The sequence below is a fragment of the Pseudoxanthomonas fibrivorans genome, from assembly GCF_041464125.1.
GTDB lineage: Bacteria > Pseudomonadota > Gammaproteobacteria > Xanthomonadales > Xanthomonadaceae > Pseudoxanthomonas.
In genome coordinates this window covers 1-3,189 of sequence record NZ_JBGNUG010000004.1, presented here as the reverse complement: position 1 = coordinate 3,189, position 3,189 = coordinate 1, and the positions used below count along the sequence as shown (strand labels likewise).

Annotated in this window: 2 protein-coding genes; both read right to left on the bottom strand. The window is 66.7% G+C overall.

The features are described from left to right. The coding region (locus ACA089_RS16350; protein WP_372019028.1) for a glucokinase at window positions 1–186 on the bottom strand (186 nt) is incomplete at its 3' end. A 338-nt stretch (window positions 187–524) separates the two neighbouring features. Next, window positions 525–3,189: TonB-dependent receptor (locus tag ACA089_RS16345; protein ID WP_372019025.1), on the bottom strand; the 2,665-nt coding region annotated here is incomplete at its 5' end.

Below are 3,189 nucleotides of genomic sequence, written 5' to 3'. Positions count from 1 at the left end.
GATGAACTCGGCCAGGATGTCGGCCAGGCCGGCGTAGTCGGCGCAGCGGAACTTGCTGTAGGCCAGCACCTGCAGGGGCGCCCCGGCCGCCCCGGCCTGGACCAGGCCGATGCGCACATGGGTGCCGCCGACGTCGGCGGCCAGGAAACGCGGTCCTGCATGGACGGCTGCGGGCTGTGCGAGCACTCGGAAATCCCCCCTTGGGATGCCGCCTCCCCCAGCGGATGCCAGGCAACCCGGGGCCGAGTGTGTTGGAACTTTGACAACGATGTCAACAATTCTTGAAAAAAATTATCTCAACAATTTCAGATGAATACGGGGGCATGGGCCGGACGAGTGCCGGATTCTCAAGCGGGCGGCGACATCCATAACAAGGATTTTCATCGCCCTTGCGGGCAGCAGGTTCCGGATGGCAACCATGTCATCCGCTCGGTGGCGCCGGCCAGGCGAAAAAAAGCCCGGCACGGGCCGGGCTTCAAGGGGAGGCCGGCGGTCCACGTCGACCCGTGGACCGCCGGGGTGCATCAGAAGCTGGCGCGCAGCGTGAGGTAGTACTGGCGGCCGTTGTTGTAGAACGCCTGCGGGCGCCCGGATGCCACGTAGTACTTGAGCGTGCCGTTGTTGAGGTTCAGGCCGTCCAGCGAGACGCTCAGGTTGTCGTTGAACTTGTAGCCGACCGAGGCGGCCAGGTTCTCGGTGTCGTCCTGGTAATACTGGTTGGCGCGCAACATGCCGTGGTAGAAGGCCGAGCGGTAGGTGTACGACACGCGCGCGTTGAAGCGGTCGTTCTCGAAGAACGCCGAGGCGTTCCAGGTGTTCTCCGACGTCCCGACCAGGTCGCGGTTGCCGTCGGCGGCGGCCTCGTCGTACTCGCCATCGGCGTAGGTGTAGTTAGCGCTGAACCCGAAGAACTCGCCGATCGGCTGCTCGTACGCCACCTCGACGCCACGCACGCGGCCGTCGGCGTTGACCGGCTTGACCACGTTGTAGGTCTCGTACTGGCCGTTCTGGTCGTTGAGGTACTGGCCGTCGGCGCTGTCGTACTTGACGTAGTCCTTGAGGTCGGTCGAGAACACGCCGAACGACAGCAGGCCGCGCGGCATGAAGTACCACTCGAGGTTGGCGTCGAAGTTCGTGCCGATCGTCGGGTCGAGGTCGGAGTTGCCGGCGGTGCCCGTGTGCGTCAGGTTCGCCAGCGAGACCGCGCCTGCCAGCGCCGAATAGTCCGCCAGGGTCATCGTCTGCGAGGCGGCCAGGCGCAGCAGCAGGTCGTCGTTGATGTCGAACTTGAAGTTCGCGCTCGGCAGCAGCTTGGAGTGGCTGTTGCTGTCGTTGATGACCAGGAAGTTGCCGAACAGGCTGCTCACGTCGGGGGTGACCGTCGCGCCGGGGCCCAGCTGCTGGTAGTACTGGATGTCCTGGTCGATGCTCACGTAGCGCAGGCCCAGGTTGCCGTCCCAGCGGTCGCCCTCGAAGTTGGCCTGGAGGTAGCCGGCGGTGTTGGTTTCGTCGATGTGGAACTCGCTGCCGTAGTTGTGGCGGGCCCCGTCCTTGCGCACGGTCGAGTTGTTGTTCACCGCGTCCTGCAGCGCCTGCTGGGTGAAGTACCAGACATCGGTCGGGAAGTTGCCGCCCAGGCCGTTGCCGAAGTCGCCGGGGTACCAGCCCACCGGCGCGCCGGCCAGCGCGGCGCCGATGGCGCCCGGGTCCGAGCCGAACGGGCTGTTCACCTCGCGGGTGTGGTCGGCATAGCGCAGGCCGAAGTCCAGCGAAGCCAGCACGCCGTCGTTGAAGCGCAGGTGCGCATCGGCCGAGGCCCAGTCTTCCTTGTCCACCACGTCGTAGTACTGGATGCCCCAGGTGCCGAAACCGTCGGTGGTCGGCGCGGTGGTGCCATTGATGTACCAGTCGGCCGGGCTGCCGGTGCCGTTGAGCTGCCAGCCGCCGCCGGCGCCGCGCCCGGTGACCACTTCGGCGATGTTCTGGGTCGGGGTCTTGCCCGTGCCCTTGGTGGTGCCCAGCTGGCCCTTCACGTCCAGGTTGTCGCCGCGCCAGTCGATGTCGAAGGTGGCGTAGCCGGCCTCGGAGCTGGACTCCGGGCGCGAGATCATGTCGTAGATGCCGTAGCCGGTGCCGGCCACGCCGGCGTAGTCGGCCTGGACCAGCGTGTTGTCCTCGACCACGTAGCCCGGCAGCGGCGCCTGCTTGGGGACGAAGTTGCCGGTCCACAGCATGTAGTTGCGGTTGTAGTTCTTGGCATCCATCTTCGACTCGAAGGCGCTCAGGCCCAGGGTCAGGTCGTCGGTGGGCTTGAACTGCATCTCGACCAGGCCGCCGGCACGCTCGCGGGTCTGGGTGAAATAGACCGCGCCGGGCAGGCTCGGGTAGTACACGCCGATCAGGTCGGGATTGGTCGCGGCGACCGGGTCGGTGGCCGCGATCTGCGAGAAGCCGCCGACGATCTCCTGGCCGTCGCGGCGCAGCTCGCGGACCTGCTTGAACGCCTGGACCATGATGCCGAAGGTGTCGGCGTCGTTCTTCCAGTTGAGCAGGCCGCTGAACTGCGGCTTGGTGGTGTCGGGCAGGTCCGAATAGACCACGCCGATGCTCATGTCCGCGGTCAGCTGGTCGGGGAATTCCAGCGGCTTGCGGGTGATGATGTTCACCGAGCCCATCGTGCCGCCTTCCGGCAGGTAGGCCTGCGAGCTCTTGTTGACCACGACCTGGCCGACCAGCTCGGACGGCAGCAGGCTGTAGCTGACGCTGCGGCCGACGGTCTCGACCTGGCTCAGGATGAACCAGTCGGCGCTGGCGATGGTGTGGCCGTTGACCAGGGTCTGGGTCAGGCTGGGGCTGGTGCCGCGCAGGCTGACGCGGTCGTTCTCGTCGAAGCCGCCTTCGTTGGCGCTCGAGGAGCTGATGTTCACGCCCGGCAGGCGCTGCAGGGTGTCGGCGACGTTGCGCGCCGGCAGCTTGCCGATGTCCTCGGCGGTCACCACTTCCACGCGCGAACTGGCTTCGCGCTTGGTATCCAGCGAGCGCTCGACCGACCCGCGGATGCCGACGACGGTGACGGTGTCCAGTTCGGTGGCGGTGGGCTCGGTGGCCGGAGCGGCGGCGTCCTGCGCCTGGACCTGCACGGCGAAGCCCAGGCAGGTGACGATGGCGGCCGAAAGTACGGACTTGCGG